23 protein-coding genes and 1 pseudogene are annotated in these 19,053 nt (G+C 27.9%); 4 read left to right on the top strand and 20 right to left on the bottom strand.

The window, feature by feature from the left end; translation table 11 throughout:
- Positions 1 to 36: 36 nt before the first annotated feature.
- The 10 genes and pseudogenes from BUB33_RS12900 to BUB33_RS16110 all read right to left on the bottom strand — a co-directional run bounded on the left by BUB33_RS12900 (position 37) and on the right by BUB33_RS16110 (position 6,990).
- The gene (locus BUB33_RS12900; RefSeq protein ID WP_072977082.1) at positions 37 to 1,329 is read right to left on the bottom strand and encodes a HAMP domain-containing sensor histidine kinase; all 1,293 of its coding nucleotides are present in this window, start codon (positions 1,327 to 1,329) and stop codon (positions 37 to 39) included.
- Positions 1,322 to 2,020, bottom strand: coding sequence for a response regulator transcription factor (locus BUB33_RS12895; RefSeq protein ID WP_072977080.1), 699 nt, complete (start codon positions 2,018 to 2,020; stop codon positions 1,322 to 1,324). Before BUB33_RS12895 ends, BUB33_RS12900 begins: the two co-directional genes overlap by 8 nt.
- 296 nt (positions 2,021 to 2,316) lie before the next feature.
- The gene (locus tag BUB33_RS12890) at positions 2,317 to 2,784 is read right to left on the bottom strand and encodes a hypothetical protein (RefSeq protein ID WP_072977078.1); all 468 of its coding nucleotides are present in this window, start codon (positions 2,782 to 2,784) and stop codon (positions 2,317 to 2,319) included.
- 129 nt (positions 2,785 to 2,913) lie between these two features.
- Complete coding sequence (locus BUB33_RS12885) at positions 2,914 to 3,825, bottom strand: DUF4300 family protein (protein ID WP_072977075.1); 912 nt, start codon at positions 3,823 to 3,825, stop codon at positions 2,914 to 2,916.
- Positions 3,826 to 3,959: 134 nt separating this feature from the next.
- Entirely contained in the window at positions 3,960 to 4,601 is a 642-nt protein-coding gene (locus BUB33_RS12880; protein WP_072977073.1) for a hypothetical protein, read from the bottom strand.
- 128 nt (positions 4,602 to 4,729) lie between these two features.
- A complete protein-coding gene (locus BUB33_RS12875; RefSeq protein WP_200778220.1) occupies positions 4,730 to 6,085 on the bottom strand; it encodes an MATE family efflux transporter in 1,356 nt (451 codons plus the stop codon).
- Entirely contained in the window at positions 6,086 to 6,241 is a 156-nt protein-coding gene (locus BUB33_RS16115; RefSeq protein WP_159429200.1) for a hypothetical protein, read from the bottom strand.
- A gap of 187 nt (positions 6,242 to 6,428) precedes the next feature.
- Positions 6,429 to 6,578, bottom strand: a complete 150-nt coding sequence (locus tag BUB33_RS15745; RefSeq protein ID WP_115322225.1) for an ATP-binding cassette domain-containing protein — start codon at positions 6,576 to 6,578, stop codon at positions 6,429 to 6,431.
- 77 nt (positions 6,579 to 6,655) lie between these two features.
- Positions 6,656 to 6,874, bottom strand: a pseudogene (locus BUB33_RS15860) (ABC transporter ATP-binding protein); the annotation flags it as partial.
- A complete protein-coding gene (locus BUB33_RS16110; RefSeq protein WP_159429199.1) occupies positions 6,832 to 6,990 on the bottom strand; it encodes a hypothetical protein in 159 nt (52 codons plus the stop codon). The pseudogene BUB33_RS15860 and the gene BUB33_RS16110, both read right to left, overlap by 43 nt.
- A 215-nt stretch (positions 6,991 to 7,205) precedes the next feature.
- On the opposite strand from BUB33_RS16110, the gene BUB33_RS12865 reads away from it, so the two are divergent.
- Positions 7,206 to 8,192, top strand: coding sequence for a helix-turn-helix domain-containing protein (locus BUB33_RS12865; RefSeq protein ID WP_234950053.1), 987 nt, complete (start codon positions 7,206 to 7,208; stop codon positions 8,190 to 8,192).
- A 253-nt stretch (positions 8,193 to 8,445) separates the two neighbouring features.
- Here BUB33_RS12865 and BUB33_RS12860 read toward each other — a convergent pair whose 3' ends face one another.
- Positions 8,446 to 8,952, bottom strand: coding sequence for a hypothetical protein (locus BUB33_RS12860; RefSeq protein ID WP_072977071.1), 507 nt, complete (start codon positions 8,950 to 8,952; stop codon positions 8,446 to 8,448).
- Positions 8,953 to 9,573: 621 nt separating this feature from the next.
- Between BUB33_RS12860 and BUB33_RS12855 the strand changes: the two genes are divergently transcribed.
- Both BUB33_RS12855 and BUB33_RS12850 read left to right on the top strand, forming a co-directional pair.
- A complete protein-coding gene (locus tag BUB33_RS12855; protein ID WP_072977068.1) occupies positions 9,574 to 10,242 on the top strand; it encodes a class I SAM-dependent methyltransferase in 669 nt (222 codons plus the stop codon).
- A 260-nt stretch (positions 10,243 to 10,502) separates the two neighbouring features.
- Positions 10,503 to 11,048 (top strand): hypothetical protein, encoded by a 546-nt coding sequence (locus BUB33_RS12850; protein ID WP_072977066.1) that lies wholly within the window; start codon positions 10,503 to 10,505, stop codon positions 11,046 to 11,048.
- A 95-nt stretch (positions 11,049 to 11,143) separates the two neighbouring features.
- Here BUB33_RS12850 and BUB33_RS12845 read toward each other — a convergent pair whose 3' ends face one another.
- The 8 genes from BUB33_RS12845 to BUB33_RS16785 form a co-directional block, all read right to left on the bottom strand.
- Positions 11,144 to 11,866, bottom strand: a complete 723-nt coding sequence (locus BUB33_RS12845) for an alpha/beta hydrolase (protein ID WP_159429198.1) — start codon at positions 11,864 to 11,866, stop codon at positions 11,144 to 11,146.
- 10 nt (positions 11,867 to 11,876) lie between these two features.
- Complete coding sequence (locus BUB33_RS12840; protein WP_072977062.1) at positions 11,877 to 12,938, bottom strand: ABC transporter substrate-binding protein; 1,062 nt, start codon at positions 12,936 to 12,938, stop codon at positions 11,877 to 11,879.
- Positions 12,939 to 12,981: 43 nt separating this feature from the next.
- Positions 12,982 to 13,755, bottom strand: a complete 774-nt coding sequence (locus tag BUB33_RS12835) for an ABC transporter ATP-binding protein (RefSeq protein ID WP_072977060.1) — start codon at positions 13,753 to 13,755, stop codon at positions 12,982 to 12,984.
- Positions 13,756 to 13,767: 12 nt separating this feature from the next.
- On the bottom strand, positions 13,768 to 14,820 hold the full coding sequence (locus tag BUB33_RS12830) for a FecCD family ABC transporter permease (protein ID WP_072977058.1): 1,053 nt from the start codon (positions 14,818 to 14,820) through the stop codon (positions 13,768 to 13,770).
- 302 nt (positions 14,821 to 15,122) lie between these two features.
- Positions 15,123 to 15,488, bottom strand: coding sequence for a metal-dependent transcriptional regulator (locus tag BUB33_RS12825; protein WP_072977056.1), 366 nt, complete (start codon positions 15,486 to 15,488; stop codon positions 15,123 to 15,125).
- A 127-nt stretch (positions 15,489 to 15,615) separates the two neighbouring features.
- Complete coding sequence (locus BUB33_RS12820) at positions 15,616 to 16,041, bottom strand: hypothetical protein (protein WP_072977055.1); 426 nt, start codon at positions 16,039 to 16,041, stop codon at positions 15,616 to 15,618.
- A 148-nt stretch (positions 16,042 to 16,189) separates the two neighbouring features.
- Positions 16,190 to 16,915, bottom strand: a complete 726-nt coding sequence (locus BUB33_RS12815) for a hypothetical protein (protein WP_072977054.1) — start codon at positions 16,913 to 16,915, stop codon at positions 16,190 to 16,192.
- 561 nt (positions 16,916 to 17,476) lie between these two features.
- Complete coding sequence (locus tag BUB33_RS16785) at positions 17,477 to 17,602, bottom strand: hypothetical protein (protein WP_268807683.1); 126 nt, start codon at positions 17,600 to 17,602, stop codon at positions 17,477 to 17,479.
- 138 nt (positions 17,603 to 17,740) lie between these two features.
- On the opposite strand from BUB33_RS16785, the gene BUB33_RS12810 reads away from it, so the two are divergent.
- Positions 17,741 to 18,718, top strand: coding sequence for an AraC family transcriptional regulator (locus tag BUB33_RS12810; protein WP_084725449.1), 978 nt, complete (start codon positions 17,741 to 17,743; stop codon positions 18,716 to 18,718).
- 89 nt (positions 18,719 to 18,807) lie between these two features.
- On the opposite strand, the gene BUB33_RS12805 is transcribed toward BUB33_RS12810, so the two are convergent.
- The coding region (locus BUB33_RS12805; protein ID WP_072977052.1) for a hypothetical protein at positions 18,808 to 19,053 on the bottom strand (246 nt) is incomplete at its 5' end.

Below are 19,053 nucleotides of genomic sequence, written 5' to 3'. Positions count from 1 at the left end.
AATCCTCCCTTTTATTATAATTTTATATATTAATCATTAATCTAATGATAATAAAATTGTTAACTTATAAAATTCATTTTTGTGATCAATAATTATTTGTCCACCGTAATTATAAAGTATTTCCTTACAAGATTTTAAACCAATCCCTGAGCCTTGTATTAAGTTCTGTTTATTACTAATTTTATTATAAAATTCCATTATTATTTGACTTCTGGTTAATTCAATTCTAATGGAGATATATTCATCATTATCAGCATATCTCAATAAATTTGAAAAAACATTATCTAATATTCGCTGTAAAGATTCCCTATGAATTTTGATACAGTATTTTGTATGTTCAGCAAAAGAAACTTTGACTTTAAATCTTTTTGATTCAAGTAAAAGAACACCGTCAAAAATTAAGTTTTCAAGTACAAAGCAATCTACAATACTCTCCTCCGAATCCTCTACTGTTATATGTTCGGAAATAACAAAATGGTCAAACAAATGGTCAGTCAAATCTTTAAGTTGAGTTGCCTTTTCAAAACTTTTCAACAGATATTGTTGTAAATGCTTTTCATCAGGACTTCTTTTATTTATAACTATATCTAGATAGCCTATTAGGGCAGACAAGGGAGTTCTTATGTCATGGGTCATTGCTGATGCAAATTTACGGCTAGATGCCTGTGCTTGATTTTGCTGAGCAAAAATTTTTCGCATCTCATCAATGTTTTCTGCCAAAGAAGCAATTTCATCATTTCCCTTCTTTTCTATTGTAGAGTCAAATTTTCCTCCTTGCATCAATTGAACCTGTTGTTCTAAGTGAAGGATATATGATGTTTTTCGTTGTATGAAAAACAAAACAATGGATAAAAACACAAGAAAGAAAATAGACAGATTCCTCAATAGTGCTATATCATAGTCATGATGCTTTAGATATACAGTCAAACTCATAAGTACTTTAGTATCCTTGAAATAAATAGGATACAGTGTTTCTCCTGGCAAGGGTTTGTGATTGATGCCGCTACTTAGGGTTTCTGCACAATAGGAAATGGTGGAATCATAAATCAGTCTATCGTCATAATACAAAGAAATAGCCGTAATCTTATCCTTATCTACCCATTGAGTAATTTTATAAAAATTTTCTATAGTGATATTATTTCCAGTTATATATTGTTGAAGTGTTGCAACCTCTCTCTTCATTTGAGATTTTACAAAATCCGAATCCTGATATTTAGTTTCTATATGATTTGCAGAGATATTTTGAAGTAGCAGGAAAATAGAACTAGCACAAACAAAAGAAAAGATTATGCATGAGCCTAATTTTCTCACCAATATTTTTTTAAACAATCTTATACCCCCTTCCCCAAACAGTAATGATATACTTTGGTTCTTTAGGGTCATTTTCGATTTTTTGCCTCAAGTTTTTGATATGTGCTGCCACTGTATTGTTGAAAGTAGGTAAGAATGGCTCTTTCCAAATAGTTTCATATATTTCTTGTACAGAAAATATCTTACCTCGATGGGTTGCAAGAAGTATTAGTAGCTGATATTCCATATACCTTAAAGATATAGATTTCCTAGAAAGCTGTACTTCACCAGAAGTAGGATGTATCAGCAAATCACGAATCTGTATAGTCTCGGATTTTGAATTGTGATCACTGCCCTGATAAATGGAATATCGACGAAGTAATGCCTTTACCCTTGAAACCAATTCAATGGGTGAAAAAGGCTTGGACAGATAGTCATCCCCCCCAATAGAGAGTCCCTTTTCCTTGTCTGTAATATGAGATTTTGCAGATAAAAATAAAATCGGTGCAGTAGTAATATTGCGAATTTCCTTGCAAGCTTCAAATCCTGATATACCAGGCATCATAATATCTAATATAATTAAATCAGTATCCTGATTTATATTCAGTAAGGAGAGAGCTTCTTCTCCATTATTGGCTGTAATCACTTCATACCCTTCACTTGACAGTAGCACATCCACAATTTCACAAATGTCTTCACTATCGTCAACAACCATAATTTTATACTCCATAGATATAAATCACCTCCTTGCAAAAATGTAAATCTATTATTAGTATATTTTAGAATGAATAGAAAAACAATGGCACTAAGCCATATAAGGGGATTTGTAATTATGAAATATTATGAAATACCATTTTTACACACTATTTTCAGGCAAACTGATTAAAAGTTTAAAATTATATATAAAAAACTCCTCCTTGTAGTTACAGTTTTCATCATTTTAACTGTCTACTACAAGAGGAGCATATCATCTAAACGTAATTCCTTTACACTTCCCCTACTTCATCCACAAAATTATTATAGGATTCACCTTAAAGGATAACTATTTTTGCGTATTTGGATTTCCTGTTGTAAGACAGGATCATTTTTCACCATTTCTTCTTCCTCTGGCGTTAATGGTTGACCAGAAACTACCTTCATTAAGATAGATTGTACTTCTCCGACAAATTTAAGTGCCTCTGCCTTATCTCTTTCATATAAATAGGAATCCAGTTCTGGATTGCTTTTTCTTGCTGCCCAATAATAGTCACTTTCTTCCCTTGTTGGTATCTCATGAAACCCTTTTTCATGAATATTCATTATTTTAGCTAAATCATAATATTTTTCTTCTGTCTTTTTACTATTTTTAAGTGCTTCCTTTCCTTCAGATGAAGGTTCAAAGCAATCAGAAGCCTGTTTCACATTCTTAATATCAGATGTTCTTTTCCTATTATAATTCTCAGTAAAATTGGATTGGCAATTCCTTAATGATGAGGTTATTCCTAATTTAATCATTAATATACCCTCCTTATGTGTTCTCTCTTTATATATGGTTTAAAATAAAAAAATCTTAAATAATTTTATAAATTCTATCAACTTTCATTACTGATGAAAGAAGTGTTATATTATAATAAATATTGATTATTATTTTAAATTACTTTCTGGATTGTTTGGATTTTCCCTATATCCTTCTAAAAGTTCATCATTTTCCATAATAAAAGGCTTAGCTGTTGGTTGATTCCAAGACACATCATACTTATTCATTAGATAATCATTCAATTCAATACGATTGTCAAACTTTATCGCCTGATATGGTTCTTGAAAAGATAATTTTTCAATAAATAAAAGTTTTCCGTCTTCCACTGAAATTAAAACACCTGCATGTCCAATAAATAGATAGCTATCCTCATCTGAATGAAAAACAACAGAAATGAGAGAAATCTTATCTTTATTTAAAAATGTAATATCTTTACTCTTCCAATCTTCCTTTACCTTATTAAGATGAATGAATATATCTTTTGTATTTTCTGTTGGAATAAAAGAAAATAAACTTTGAAATTCTTCTTGCTCTATGGGACTAAATAATTTTTCAGGACTATTCTCTAAAGCATCCATATCCATAAATAATTGACTAGAATTTCTTGTATTGGGTTTGCCAATATCAATGAAATTTTTCATTAAATCAAAAGATGTAATTCTACAGTTATAACCAATAAATTCTGGATTTTTAGTATCCCACATTTCCTGAATTGCCAACTGATCATACTCAGGTTCAAGACTATCAATAGTGATAAATCCATCCTTTATTAAACTTTTCTCTTCAATTATACTATTAAAACTCTTAACATTTTGAAAGAAGGAATCAATGTTTTCAGGTGCAATTCCAGCTAATTCCATAGCTTTTCTTACCTCATCCTGACTTAAAGAATCTGTTAAATTTGAATATGTTAAACTTCTTTTGTATTCTTCTTTCTTATTTACTGGCTGATTATAGCACCCAGTTAATGCTACCAACAAAGTCAAGGTAATTAGTAAAATATTTGCTGCTCTTTTCATAATTAATTTTTCCATCTCCTCTTTATAATATATACTTATTTATTCTAACATGAAAACAGAAAAAATAATTTACAATTTCATTACAACAAGTTAATTTCATATAATAGTATTATTTGTCCTTTATCTTAATAAATCTAACTTTTATAATCTGATGTATTTATTGCAAAAATTGATACATAACTCTCTTTATCAACTTCATAGTATATTTCTATAAACATTGCCTCCAGAAAAAAACCATCCTCTTCATCACCATATATCTGTGCTGAATTGGAATATTTTTTTATCTCATATAAATATATACCTTCTTCTTCACTTTCTATTAATGAATCATTGATTTCTTTTGGTTCTTTTGGACTATACAATGTCTCTAAAGCGAATATTTTAATTTTAGGAATATTATCAGGAATTATTTTTACTTCTATCTCTTCTCCATTTTTTTCATTTTTTTCAAAGGAAATTTTAAATATTCCTTTTCCATTTTCTATTTTTAATGTTGGAACATCTCCTTCTATATTTCCACTTACCAAATCTTTAATTTTTTTTAATTCATTTTCATTAAAGCTATCAAATTCTTCTTTAGTATATGTCCTTATAATTGGAGTTCTATTTGCTACATCTACTATATCTATAAACATTTTTATATCTGTATTAGATATATTTCTTTTACTCTCTGGAATAGGTGTAATTGCCCAATTCACATATAAAAGAATTCCTACTATTAATAGAAAAAGTATTAGTATTGAAAATAATAATTTCCTTACTTTTAATTTATTCAATTTATCACTCCCCACTTAATTCAAACAAATCTAATATGGTATATAGAAATTCTAGAATGATATTTAAAGTCTTTTCCAAACATTAATATTTAATTATCCTTCTTGAGTTTCTTTATCAGAATAATCTACTACCATTTGTATCCTCTTCTTAAAATCCTAAATTCTTTTTTAAGAAGTACTACAATCACTAAAGCTAACCCTAAATCAATAGCAAGTGAACCATAATATATTGATGCAACTCCAAAAATTTTTGGTAAAATAATCATTAAAGGAATATACAAAAATAACTGTCTACCTATTCCAAATAACATGGCTGGCTTTGGCTTTTTTATGGCAGGATAAAAAGTCATTGCTGTTAAGACAATACATAATAGGGGTACTATTGCAATGATTGCTCTAAAATAATTCAAGTTTTGTATGCTGAATGTTAGATCCGGTAACATTAAGTTCAAAATACTGTTTGGGGCAGCCATTGATATTGACCACACAGGCAACACTAAAATAAATGCTACAAAAACAAACACCTTATAAAATCCTATAACTCTATCCACTTGCCTAGCTCCATAATTAATTCCAACAGCAGGTTGTAAAGCTCTCATTAACCCATAAATCGGTGTCATTAATAGATTTAAAATACGAAAAACCATTCCGTAAAAAGCAACATCTGAAGTTGTTCCATAATTATTAAGAGCCCTTAATATAATAACCCCTTGAATAACTGTCATAATGGTCATAATAAAAGACGGCACACCAAGAGATATTATTTCTTTTATAATATCTTTTTCAAAATAAAACTTACTTTCATTTGTTTCAAAGCTTGATTTTCCTTTTCTGCAATAATTAAAATATAAAAGTACATAAACAAGCATTGCTATATTTGTTCCCCATGCAGCTCCTTTTACACCGAAATTAAATATTGCCATTAAAATATAGTTGGCAATAATATTAACAACCATTCCTATCCCCATCATTATTGCAGCACTTTTCATTTTCCCCTCGGCTCTTACTATCATGTTATAAGCAAGACCGCCAATCCAAAATATTGATCCTATGAGAGTAATCATATAATAATTTTTACCATAAATCAATTCTTCTCCACTTGCACCCATTATCTTCAAAAGAGGATTCATAAACAAGAATCCTAAGACCATAGTTAGAACAGTAAGAATAATCATTAAAGTATTAGAATTCCCAATTAATCTTTTTTGTATATCCTTATTATCTTCTCCGATTAATATACTTAGATAGGAGCCAGCTCCAACTCCAACTAATGAACCTAGCCCAAGAGGAATCTGCGTCAAAGGATATATTATAGAAACACCAGCAAAGGCTGTTTCTCCTACATATCTTCCCACAAAAATCGCATCGAAAACTGTATTTAATCCATACAGAACCATAGCGATTACTGCTGGTAAGGATAGTTTAATACAAGTCTTCCACATATTATCTTGAAGTATCATATTTTTCTCTCTACTCATTTCCATTTATACCCATCCTCCTTTAATATATTTAGCTCCATTTATTCTTTCATTTTTTACACACCATAAATTATTTGAAAAAGCAGCAAATACTCTTTTTATATCTTTAAATCCTAATTCTATCAAATCCCTCTCAACTTCTTTTCTATTTAAAACATTCATAACTTTATCTTGTTCTCTAAAGGCAGAAAATTATATGATGTTATAAGCAAAGATTTTAATTTTTCCGTAGTTTGATTGGTTAGTAAAAAATCTTCTGTAATGACACCATTTTCTAAATGAATAATTCTTCCGCAGGTATTCACCAAAAATTCAAGATCATGAGAAATAACAAAAATTAATTCCCCCCTTAATTCAGAGTTTCAAAAATCCTACTGACGTTTCTCATATTTCCTCCATCAAGTCCACTGGTTGGCTCATCAAAAAATAATACATTTGCACTATTAACTGCTGCTGATGCAATGGCGACTCTCTGCTTTTGTCCACCAGATAATGCCATAGGATGTTTGTTATTGCCAAGGTGCAATTCATCTTCTACACTTTCTGTAAATAGTTGATAAAAAGATGACTAACAGCTAAAAGAGTGGCAATAGCTAAAGATATGCCAACCTTTACATCAATAAAAAAACCCAAAACAAGAACTAAAACAGGAGTAAGAATAGCTCCCGTATTATCTGGTATAAGGTGATCAACAATTGAATGAGTTTGTGAAGCATTATCATCAATAATTTTTCTTATTTTCCCAGAAGGATTTAAATCAAAGAACCTAAAACTAGCTTTACTAAGTCCATTAAGTAATAATATGCACCGACAATCACAACAGTAGAGACCATAGTAAGACCTATAGCAATATAGGCTAAGGACTTCTCCTTCGGCACATAGAAAAGTAATTTTTTATAAACCTTTAACATAACACTTCTCCTTTATAAATTATCTCAATTAGACAAATAGATATTCATTTTTGTTCAATTTTAATATCTAATTCAATTGAAGCTTCAAAACAATTCTAGTATAAAAGCTAATTTAGCAATTTTTATTGTATCATTTTGTTAAACATGGTACAATATAAATAAGAGATAATGTCTAATTGTGACATTGTCTAATCGTGATAACTTGAGGTGATTATTTGAATAATTTAAAAGATATGTTAAAAGAAATCGGCTATACAAACTGTTTAAACTGTACAAAATACTCTCCAGCAGGCAATGCTTTTTACATTGATAATGAAGACTATAAAGGAATGTACTGGTATTATGAAACAGATTCTTTCATCATTGATATTCATGACTTTTTTATTAAAAGAGAAATGATAGTGGATACATTTCCTGATATGAGACCTTATATGAGTTTTATTTCCACTTATATCATTACGGCTAGTGGTGAATGGTTTAATCCTTATCAAAATATAGTTTCAAATACAATGTTTGTAACAAATATAGATAGGTCAAATATGAGATTACTTCTACATGGAAATTATCCTTATTTTAGCGTTGGAATTAATTTTAAAGAAAAAATGATTGAAGAATATGTTATAGATAACTTAAAAATTAATAAAACAAAAGTATCAGATCTTTTCCTAGAAACAAGGGAATTTATAACAAAACCTATTGAAAAGTTGGCAAAAACCATCTTGAACTGCTCGATGGATTTACCTTCAGCAGATCTTTTCTTTGAAGCAAAGGCGAAAGAATGGTTGAGTATCACCATAGATGAGTATACAAAGAAATCTAGAGAACATCCTCTTTCAGAGTCTGATAAAAACGCAATTGAAAATGTTTCAGAGTATATTAACGATCATTATGCTTTTGATATACCACAAGAGCTTCTTGAAAAAATAGCTATGATGAGTGGTACCAAACTAAAATCTGCTTTTAAACAGAAATATCAAATGAGCATCACTGAATATACTCAAAGAAAGCGTATGAACATAGCAGAGAATCTTTTGTTAACTACTGAGCTTGAAATTAAAGATATAGCAAAATCAGTTGGTTATAATTCCCATAGTAGATTTACAGCACTGTTCAAAAGATACAAGGGTATGTATCCAAAGGAGGTCAAACAATTCAGTTCTAAAAATCCTTTTCCAATTTGTTGTTGTGAAAACAAAAAATAGAAATCCCAATTAAAAAAATAAAGATACGTATTTGCCTTATAAACCATAAATACGAATCTTTATTTTTTATTTAACACATCTCAATAAATTTCCCACTGAAAATAGTATAAAATTAAAGTCATTATAAAAATGTCATTCAACCATATATATTTTCTATCTTTTAATAGTCACCCCCCTATTTATTCTAATATAATTATATTTATTGCCATTTGAATCTTTTAAGTTTTTTTATATAATTCTTTTATTAATTATTTTATTCATAAAATTGAGTGCAAAAAATATTTAAATCATGGGCTTGTTGGATAAACATCTTATTATTTAATAGTATTATCTTCAGTTTATTAGATAGAGATTCAAATTCAGAGTTATTGTTTTTTAATGTTCTAAAGTTTCTATTACTAATTTCTTTCATAAAATCATCAGTAAGTTTCTCCTTTAGTTTTGCTCCTTTTTCATCTGAGTTTGTATTTTGATTTTTAATTGAATCAAGTTGTTTATCTATTGTCTTAGTAATATTACTTAACTTTCCATGAATTTCATTTTGAAACTCTGTAATCGATATCAATCTTCCATACTCATCTTTAGTTTTTCCTTCTACATAATACTTTTGAGCCAGTGATCCAGCATATGAATATATATCCTGTACAGCTTTATCCAAAGTACTTCTATATTGGCTGTTTATATTCATTTCCATTGGCGAATATTTAAAGCCTTTAGAATGAAGATTAAAAACTATACTTGACAAGAAATTAATATCCATTATACCAAATTTCTCCTGATATATCTTGTCTATGTTATTTTGATTTATCAACAATTTATCTTTAGGGTAATAGCAGGTTTTAAATGAACTTTTGTTTCCATTAGGAGGCAATTCTAAATAGTTAGGCACGGAATTGATTGAATTAACGGTAATCATCTTACATCAAAACTTACTCTATACTGACTTTCAGAGTAGCCTGAATACCTTTTTTTATTTTGATATAATATTTTTCTTTTCATAACAAAACCACCTTTCCTTTTTTATATACCTTTCACTAACTGTTAAATATTACCTCCAATATTATTTTAACACATTAATATATACCAATCAATTATAAACTCTCAAAAACCCTTAAAACTAAATAAAATTGAATAATATATTCTACAAAAAGGACTACTGCACCATATTGAAATAATCATTGTTATATTTCCAACTTTAAAAAATTCTACTCCTTTGTTGATAATGAGCTAATTGAAGCCTTTATTTTAATATGATAAAATATATTATATAACTATATAACAAATTTTTTTGAAGCCTTAGCCTTTAATTTTTAAGCCCGAGGAACTAATTTACATTTAACAAAGTGATAAAAATAAAAAAATATAAGAAAGGATAAAAAACATGAAAAATTACTATGATGAAAAGTTGAATGCTCAAAAATTGTTCCAAGTATATGAGACCCAAATTCCACGTGTCAGGCAGTATTTACAAGGGGAAATAGATTTTATCAAAAAAAATTTATCAAAGACCCAAAGCGTTTTGGAGCTTGGAACTGGATATGGTCGGATTGTTAAGGAATTAGCTCCCCACTGTGGTTCTATAGTGGGGATAGATATATCAGAGGAAAACATTGAATTGGGTAAAGAGTATCTCAAAGACTATACCAATGCTAGTATGATCACTATGGATGTTCACAAAATGGAATTTTCTAAGCCTTTTGATGTCATTTTGTGTCTGCAAAACGGTTTATCTGCCATGGGTGCTGATTCCACTGTTATTCATAAAATTCTTGAAATATTAGCACCGGGAAGAAAGGCATATTTCAGTAGTTATAGCCCTAAATTTTGGGACTTTCGCCTTAAATGGTTTGAGGAGCAGGCATCAAAAGGACTTTTGGGCGAAATTGATTATACCAAAACCCAAAATGGTGTAATTATCTGTAAAGACGGCTTCAAGGCAATAACCCATTCATTGGAAGACTTTCAGAAAATTGGCGAAGAGTCAGGATACCCCTATAAGGTAAAAGAGGTAGATGGATCTAGCCTATTTCTTATTATCCATAAGATCTAAACAAATTGTAAAGTAAGTGATAAAATGTCCAATCACCTAGAAACATTTAGTATTAGCAATACAATACTTATAATAATAGATGTACGAAATCAATTTTCATCAAATATTTTTACTATTTTTGAAAAATCTTGATTAACTTCTGATATTAAAAAATAGATTATTCATAATTTGACATATTAAATATTATATGGTATTTTTAAATAGTTACCTTACGCTAACTTATTTCTAGTACTATAGATTTGAATTTTAGGAGGATTTTAGTGAAAAGTTCATCTTCTTTATTAAAAGACTTAGCCCGAGAATATGCATGTGGCTCTATAATTATAACAAATATAAACAAGTTTTGTAGATTACCAAGTGATAATCACATGCAGTATTTCACAACAAAAGGAGCTTTCATTTTTCCTATTAGTGGCAAAGCAATTATTCACTTTGGTAATATTGCTTTTGTTGCAGAACCTGGAAAAATGATTCATGGCTGTCCTAAAGAACGAATAAAATTTGAAGTTTTAGGAGATGAACCATTTTGTCATATAAATTTATATTATGAAAGTAATAACAAGGTTCTATTGGATATAAAATTAGAATATACAAAAAAAATAATTGACATCTTAGAAAGTCTATTAGAATTAAGACAAGATAATTCCCTTAAATCAAATTATATAACAGAAGAATTTTTAGATGAAATATTTGAAACAATATTTTCAAATTGTTTACATAGTAGTATTAAGACAAATCAACAATTAATCAATGAGGTGGTTTCCTATATACTGGGATACTCTCCAAGCCAAGTCAAGAACAATTAATCTTAAATTAAAGGAAAATAGGTCTTAGATGTAATCTTCTTTGACCTATTTTTTATGGATAATTTATTTTAAAGCTGTCCTATATAATTAATTCTCTAATTGTATTTCAAATTGTAGTTTAACCATAGTAATGCATCTTTGTATCTTTGATAAACATTTGAATGATGACCACCTTTATCCCAAGAAATAGTTACTCTTTCAGATGTTACATAAGATACTAAAATATCAAATATTTCCTTTGTATATATAACTGCATCTTTTTTTATATCATTCTGTCCTCCCCCTTCACTATCACCACTTGAAATGTAAAATTTAGCCTCGGGATTGCAAATAAATCTATTTCTTGCATATGCAACAAAATTTGGATACCAGAATGAACCTGACATACTTACAAAACATCCAAAACAACTAGTATGGAAAGCAGCATAGATAGAGATAAGTCCTCCAAGAGAATATCCAGCAATTCCTGTAGATTTTGGCAGAGTTAAAGTCCTATACATTAAATCCACTGTTGATTTAATCTTGGTTTCAATAAATTTGATATACTCATTTCCAGTCCCACCAAAGTCAGGAAACTTTGGATGAAGAGAAGGACTGGCCCAAGGTGTCAGTTCGTTCAAACGATTAATTGAAATAATACAAACAATAATATAAGATACTTTTGAAATGAAGTCAGAATTTTTTAATAGTAAAAAGATAGACTTATCTCCATTTAAGTAAACTACAGGATAAAATTTATTTCCATCTTTATAATCATCGGGTAAAAAAACATAGCATTGTCTTCCTTCAATATCAATAAATTCAAAGTTATGTTTCAAAATAGTCACCTCATTTTTTATAAATAAAATCATATAGCTTTTCTAATGTATCAAAATTTCTAGCACCATAATCCATTATTTCATCATATCCAATCTCTATTATCTTTTTATTCTTAATAGCGGTTACAGATTGTATTGTTTCATCATTTAAAAGACTTTCAACAGCAATTGAATCTGTCTTTAAATTACGATCTGAATTAATATAAACAATTACATCAGGATTAAGTGCAACTAAATTCTCATTTGTTAAAGAACTTGTACCTGTTTCTAAAACATTTTCAGCATTTATGGTTTTTAACATTTCCCTTTGAAAACTTGAATTAGCACCAAAGGTATTAAATGTGCCATCTATATATGTTACCATAAATAATACTTTAGTAGGTTGCTTTTGAGAATGTTGAGCCATACTATCTTTTATAGTATTTAAGCGTGTTTGTAAAGAATCTGCATATTCATTTGCTTTTTCAGATACGTTAAATATTATACCTATATTACGAACATCTAGGATTACATTTTCCAATGATTGTTCAATTTTAAAATTACTTGCATATTGAGTATAAACATTGATACCCATTTCATTAAAATCTTTTATTGTTCCCATAGAATTATCATTAAATGGCATAACTCGTCCAAATACAAGATCTGGTTCAGAACCAACAATAATTTCTTTTGACATGGTCATTTTATCACCAAGCACATTAAAATTTTTATAAATATGTTTCCATTTTTCTCTTGGCGCATTATCAGGTTTCATTATACCAATAATTCTATCTCCAAGACCTAATTCTAATAATAATTCTGTTGAGGATGGATTATTAGTTACTACTTTAGATGGTGCCTCAAAAAATATTTGTGTGTATTTTTCTCCATTAAGCCCATAAATATCCATAGCAATGGGATATTTAGTTTCTTTATTTACTATGATGTCTTTATTTTTATCATTTATTTCTTCTGACTGTTCTATTACTATATCTTTAGAACTATTATCATTTGTAGTTTTTCTAAAACAACCTGTTCCTATTGTTATAATTAATAAAACTAAAATCATAGTATTTAAAATATTTTTTTTCATTTTATACTCCTCTTTCTATTTGTATTTAAAATTTACAGTTTTACTATAGAACTCCTGGTGAATAATAGCTAATTAATATACCCTTTGAATTAGGTGCTTGTACAATTTCACATTCAATATCATAAACCCTTCTTATGGTCTCTTTTGTTAAAACCTCATCTGGTTTACCTTGGGAATCTATCTCTCCATCCTTTAATATATATATATAATCACAAAACTGAGATGCCAAGGTCAAATCATGCAATGCTGCCAATACATTAATTCCTAACTTTTTTACTATGGATAAAATTTGCAATTGAAATCTAATATCTAAATGATTTGTTGGTTCATCTAAAATCAATAGTTTAGGCTCTTGAGCAATTGCTCTAGCTAACATAATCCGCTGTTTTTCTCCACCAGATAAAGAAGTATAACTTCTATTTTCATAATCCTTCATACCTACATTTTCTAAGGATAAACTTGCAATTTCATAATCTTTAATTTTTTCAATTTCAAGAATATTTAAATGAGGACTTCTGCCCATCATTACAATTTCTTTCACAGTAAAGTCAAAATTCAAATTATTCATTTGTGAAAGAACTGACATTTTCTTTGCTAATTTCTTGTTAGAAATCTCTTTAGAAACTTTTCCGTCAAATAATATTGTTCCTCCACTTGGTTTTAAAACTCTATATATTGATCGTAATAATGTGGATTTTCCACTACCATTTGGGCCAAGCAGAGCTACAAAAGAATTATCGCTTATTTTTAAAGAAACATTTTTTATAATTTCTTTTTTATTAAGATTAACGTTTAAATCTTTTACTGTTAAATCCATATAATTCCTCCTTTAATTATTTGTTCCAAAACCATATCCTGTCTCTATTAAAATGTATATAAATAATGGAGAGCCTATCAAAGCAGTTATAATTCCAATTGGTATTTCCCTATTAGATATAAGAATTCTAGCAATAGCATCTGCCCAGACTAAGAATATAGAACCTACTAATAAAGAAACTGGTATTAATTTTTTATGATCTGCACCAACTAGAGAACGAACAATATGAGGAATAATTAATCCCACAAATCCAATAATTCCACAAGCTGAAACCAGTACACCTGTTAGCAATGAAACTACTAACATATAGATTTTTCTATAAAAGGTCAAATTAATTCCCAATGTAATGGCTGCTTCATCACCAGCTAACATAGTATTAAGAATACGATACTGAGTGATAAAAAAAATGCTACAGAGAACCACAATAATAATTGGGAACCATATATTATCCCATTTTGCTCGAGTTAAAGAACCCATTGTCCAAAATTTCATAGACATAGTCCCCTCTGAATCTCCTGATAAAGAAATTATAAAGTTAGAAATTGCACTAAATAGAGTATTTACTACCATTCCTGAAAGTACCAGCTTAACGGATGTAATCCTACCTCCATAAGAAGCTAGGGATATTACTGCTATGGTGGCTATAACTGATCCTATAAAAGCACCAAGGGCAGTACTTACTCCTAAACCTAAAAATATGGAAAAAACAGCTCCTAAATATGCTCCTGATGAAATCCCTAGTATATAAGGTTCTGCCATAGGATTTTGTACAGTAGCCTGCATAATTCCACCGCAAAGTGCTAGACCAGCTCCCACAAATATAGAAAGCAAAACCCTCGGAAGCCGAATTTTCCATATAATATTTACTTCTGCATCTGTAAAAATATTGTCTGTACTTGGTGTAACCCCAAATATTTTTTCTAAAATTATATTGTATGTATTAATTGGTGATATCTTCATAGCACCTAAACATAATGTAAACAATAATGATAATACTAAAATAATAAGCAAACTTACAAGAATTAATTGAAAATGTCTTGTATAAACTTTGGAATTGTCTGTCATATTTATTCTCCTAAATATAAATTTTAAGTTAGTTCATGCTAACCATATTTAATTATACATACTTTTTGTTACAAAAAAAATGGATGATTCTTTAAAATATGGACAAATATTGAAAACCTCTTCCATCTCTAAAGATTTTATCAATATAAAAAAATAAAAAGCCTTACAGGCATACCTAAGTATTCCTGTAAGACTTTCTAACGATTTAGTTTATCAATCAGTAAAACATATAAGAGTAAATAGAACCTCCTTTTATTGCACTTAATTGAATTTAAAATATTCATATTCCTGAAATATATTTTTCATTTATAATCTTCTAAAAACCTTTTTAGCTTTATAAATGTTTCATCACTAATAACATGTTCAATTCTACATGCATCCTCTTCACCTATTTCGGGAGTTACTTTAATTATATCTGTTAAAAAAGTTGTTAAAACTTTATGTTTTTCATATATATCTTTAGCCTTTGTTCTACCCTTATCTGTTAATTCAATATAGCCATTATGGTCTACTAATATATAACCATCTTCCTTTAAATTTCCCATTGCACGACTTACACTGGGTTTGCTATAATCTAATTCCCTTGCTATATCTATAGATCTAACTTGACCATTGCGTTTACTCAAAATTAAAATGGTTTCTAAATACATTTCACCTGATTCATACATATATTATACCTCCAGACTACTTCTGTAAAATAATCATATCAAATATTCATAAAAAATACTAGCTGCATATAGATAGATTACTTATAAATCATATATCTTAATAGATAGAATAACCATTCATACAAATTTATTTATTAAATTTTATAGATATTGTTGAAAATGCTGTTATGATAATTATCACGGAAATAAGTACTATATCTATCCATATTGGAAATTTCAATAATAAACTTAGGATTCCATATAAAAATGATATCAGCATCATTTTAAAAAATATGTCTAGATGTGCTTTTGCATATTCCTTTCTTTTTTCACTACCTGCTAATTTTGCTTCCTCATAATTAGGTCCACCATTAATCCAATATACATATTCACCCTTATATATTATAAACATTAATATATATAAACTGATAACCATGATAATCAAAGAAAGTAATGTAGCTATCTTTGTAGATAAATTAGATAATCTTTCAGCAATTATAATTGCTATAACTGGAAATCCAATTAGCCAAGCTATCAATGGTTTATAAGTTTTCTTATATTCTTTATTATTCATTTTACTTATCCCCTCCTTTATCTATTAATCTAATGTACATAATATAATATTAAATGTGCTTCTCCTTTTGACTCCATTAGTTATAACTCTATGCACTACTGTATTTGAATCTAGTATATAGTTAAATAAAATTATTACAGATTCAAAGTTAATTGAGAGTATGAAAAAAATAAAATAACTTCTCACATTTATATCTAATTATCAATAGAAATTTTTCTTTTTCAAAATCAATAATCTTATATTCATCAAATTCCTCATAATTATAAATATCGTCTTGATAAATTTCCTTTATACAATAATTCAACTTATTAATTGAAATAATTTTAACTAATTCACTGCTACGAATTAAAAAGTAAATGCTATCTTTATGATTCTCGTAATAATCATTTATTTCAAAGCCATTTTCACATTTATAAACCAGATTAAATTCGTAGTCATAAATCCTTTTATTATCCTCGTCCAATATAATTGTTATGTCTTTATCATATATAATTACATACTTTCTATTCTCATCAATTTTATATATCTTTTTATTAGTTTTTATATCATAATAAAAAAACTTACTAGTATAGTTTTCTGTTTCAAACCTTTCATATCTTATCAACATTTGAGAATCTATTATCTCTAATAAGTCATATACTTCTCTTAAATCATCACTAGTTATAAAAAAATCTAAATCTATCTTATTACCATAAATAAGTTCATCAAAATCCTTAACAGTTATAATGCCGCCAATTTTGTACAATTCATCTAAGGAAATTCCACATATATAAGATCTATCATAAAAACTATCACTACGAATATCACTTTCTTCAAAAGACTTGTTAATAATAAGTATGTCTTCATAAATTTTAAATTTATAAAATCTAAACATCCTATCTATTACAATAGCTATATTTTTCTCAACATCTATTATTGGATAAAGGTCTCTATTATCTTGACCTATGGCTTGAATAAGAATATACCTATTATTTATACTTATAATATCTTCCAGTTCATTTAGTTTTATTTCTGATATATAAATTTCATTATCTAAAACTACTTTATCCTTATATATACTTTTTATAAAAATTTTATTCTCATAACTACAAAAAGCAATAAATTGTAAGCATGTTTCCTGAGGTATTAGCTTTAAAATATTTTCTTTAATGTTTTTGTATAATAAAATCTGCTTACCTTTATATACATATATTTCATTTTTAGTATATAAATATAGATTATTTTTATAAGCAACTATTTCATAATATTCATGTGGAATTATATTTAATTTTATTTTATCTATAATACATCTCCACTCCTTTTAATTTCTCCAAAATTTCATAGTATGTTTATACTTTAAGGTATTCTCCAATTATATCATAAAGCTAGAAGATATTTTGCTATTTCATAACACCAATCCTTATAGCTGTTTTTTTAAGGCTATTTTATAGCCTTTTTAATCATTTAACCTATGTACATTATATAATACCCCTTTTAATCTATCTGCTAATCCCCTAATAATTTCAATCATATTTCTATAATTCATAATATTACTATAACTCAAATTATCTAATCTTACCATTATTCTTTTCTTCTTCAGAACTATTCTCTAGCCTTTATTATAATATATAGGTCACTGATTCAGATTTACTATAAATAAACTTTGTTATACAATATACTTGATTAATATATTTTAGTTAACAAGTAAAGGAGGGTTATATTGGATATAGTATATTATTATCCTGACAATGTTAAAAGGAATATAAATGAAGATAGTTCTATTACATATATACTATCTAATAATACAGGAGAATGTTTTGTTAAGCAATATAATGTGTTTTCAGGAATTGAAATCTTTTATCATAGTATACATTTAGAAAGATGTGATTATGATAAAATTCCTATAAAAGATACTATTGAGATTAATTTTTGTACAGAAGGACGAATTGAATCTGAACTTAATGATAAAAAATACATATATATTGGGAAAAGTGATTTATCTATTTTTGAACTATCTCATGAGGCTATTAATTCTACGTTTCCATTAAATCATTATCACGGAATATCTATTTTAATAAATATTCCAAAAGCAAATATAAGTTTAAATAATATTACTAAATCTATGAGCCTACCTAATATAGATTTATATGAAATTAGAGATAATTTGAAGAATGAAAATTCACAGATTAGACTTATTATAAGAAATGCTAAAGAAATAAATCATATTTTTGAAGAATTAAATTCTGCTCCTAAAGAGCTTCTAGAATACTATTTTAAATTAAAGGTACTAGAAATTATATTGTTTTTAAGTAAAGTTGACAGTAAATCTATTTTTGATACTCCTAAATACTATTATAAAAATCAAGTTAATACTATTAAAAATATAAAGGCGTTTTTAACAGAAAATATTTCTAAGAATTACACGATTAAAGAATTGTCATCTATTTTTAATATTTCAGAATCCTCTTTAAAAGAATGTTTTAAAGAGGTGTATGGAACTACTATCTATAGCTTCACCAGGTCTTATAGAATGAATTTAGCTGCAAAATTACTATCAACTACAAATGATACAATTTTAGATATTGCTCTAAAATCTGGATATAAAAGTCCAGGTAAATTTTCATCAAATTTTAAAACAGAGTTTAATCTTCTACCTTCTGATTATAGGAAAATTAAAAAACAAAATAATCAAAAATAAATTTAATCGGGTAGGAGGTAAATAATTAATTTATTTACCGACCTCCCTCACCACCGTACGTACCGTTCGGTATACGGCGGTTTCATAGTTTACACTTTAACTTCAAGGTAATATTTAAGAAAACTTAAATAACCTTGTTTTTCAAACCTAGCATTGGTTAGGGTTGTTGCAAGAATCCAGCTATTGGCCGTATGCCAGTAGCCTTTTCTTGTATTTGCCCATTCCCATGCCTTTTCTCTTGCTACTCCCAGTTTCTTAAGGTTAACAAATTTCGTCTTGACCTTCTTCCAACTTTTCCATGTTATCATTCGAATTCTTCTTCTGAGCCATTCATC

It is taken from the genome of Tissierella praeacuta DSM 18095, assembly GCF_900128955.1.
Lineage (GTDB): Bacteria > Bacillota > Clostridia > Tissierellales > Tissierellaceae > Tissierella > Tissierella praeacuta.
The sequence above is the reverse complement of the archived record's forward strand: the minus strand, read 5'-3'. Positions and strand labels throughout refer to the sequence as shown.